Raw genomic sequence first — 1385 nt, 5'->3', positions numbered from 1 at the left:
GCTCGATTTTTGGCTCGATTAACAGCTTGTCTAGAAATATGTAATCTCTTTCCTATCTCATTTTCTGAATAACCCATAAGAAACTTTGCTTTTAAGATCTTTCTTTGTAAGTCAGTTAACAGCGTTAGTAATTTTCTAATTAAAATTTTATCCTCTTTTTGGGGAATACTCTTATCTGCTACTATATCTAAATTTATTTCACATTCCTCTTGAATCCCTTGTACATGTTTTCTGAATAGATCTATTTTTTTATTTCTTAATGACACATATATGTAATTGACAGCCTGTCCTTCATGATCTATTTCTTTTACTTTAAGAGTCTTAATTATTGTAATGAAAGAGATAATCAAATCAGTCTCAGCTTCTTCATACTTTAATTCATTACTATACTTTTTAATTAGTGGCTTAAATCGACTTAAAAGCTCCATCAAGGAATCCTTATCACCTTTTTTAGCTTCCTTTATTAACTTAATCAAGTATAACCTCTCCTTTTGTAGAACTTTACTTTTGGTAAATTACCTACTAAATAAGGACGTGGATTATACTATTTCTGTAAACGTCTTTGTTAAATAATATACTTATTTTCAAAATATAACCAAATAATTTATTGCCTGAATCATTAGGTTCAAATAAAAAAGCACCCAAAGTGGGGGCTTTATCAAATATGTAGATATACTAGAAACTTTAATAATGCTATATCTGACAATAGAGTTATTTTGTTAAAACTAAATTACAAATTTTAGCAAAAAGAGCAGTTTGATCTCTATATAGTCTTTATTTACCAAAAATCCATTGACAATTAAAAAAGCATCCTATATACTTAAAATGGTTTTTAAACAATAGAAATGCATAGGAGGGATTATATGTTAAAAAAAGAAAAAGTTAGATTGATTTCTGTTTTGTTTGTTTTAGGCTTAACTTTACTACTATCAGGGTGTAGTTCTAGTGATGATGTGGCTAAAAACATTGAAGGAGAAGGAAATGTTGCCGTAAAATTAGCAAATACTGAAGTGATATCAAAAAATTTAGACAATACTGGGATTGACCTAGCTGTTCTTGATGAAGAAGGGAATATAGTAGACAGTGTAAATGTTGATAGTGATCAAGAAGTTGTAAATTTGAATTTACCTGCTGGAACTTACTCAATTGAAGCTATAGGTTATAATACAATCAACTTTAAAGATTTTAACTTAAAATCAAAGGTGGCTAGTGGAGAGACTGAAAATATTGTAGTAAAAGGTCAAGAAGATATTTCTACTGAAATAGAATTAGAGAGTGTTATTAAAGGAGATGAAGGTGAAGTTACAGCACAATCACCAGCTTCAGGATTAACATATTTACAAGTTTATGCTGTATATTCCGCTCAGTATGGTGGGTATGAATAT

At 29.2% G+C, this 1385-nt stretch carries 2 protein-coding genes; one reads left to right on the top strand and one right to left on the bottom strand.

The window, feature by feature from the left end:
• On the bottom strand, nt 1–476 hold a 476-nt coding region (locus BX659_RS18715; protein WP_106231982.1), incomplete at its 3' end, for a sigma-70 family RNA polymerase sigma factor.
• A 387-nt stretch (nt 477–863) separates the two neighbouring features.
• On the opposite strand from BX659_RS18715, the gene BX659_RS18710 reads away from it, so the two are divergent.
• The coding region (locus BX659_RS18710) for a hypothetical protein (protein ID WP_146129063.1) at nt 864–1385 on the top strand (522 nt) is incomplete at its 3' end.

Source organism: Orenia metallireducens (assembly GCF_003001995.1).
Classification (GTDB): Bacteria; Bacillota; Halanaerobiia; order Halobacteroidales; family Halobacteroidaceae; genus Orenia; species Orenia metallireducens_B.
This window is presented reverse-complemented; position numbering and strand designations above follow the sequence as displayed.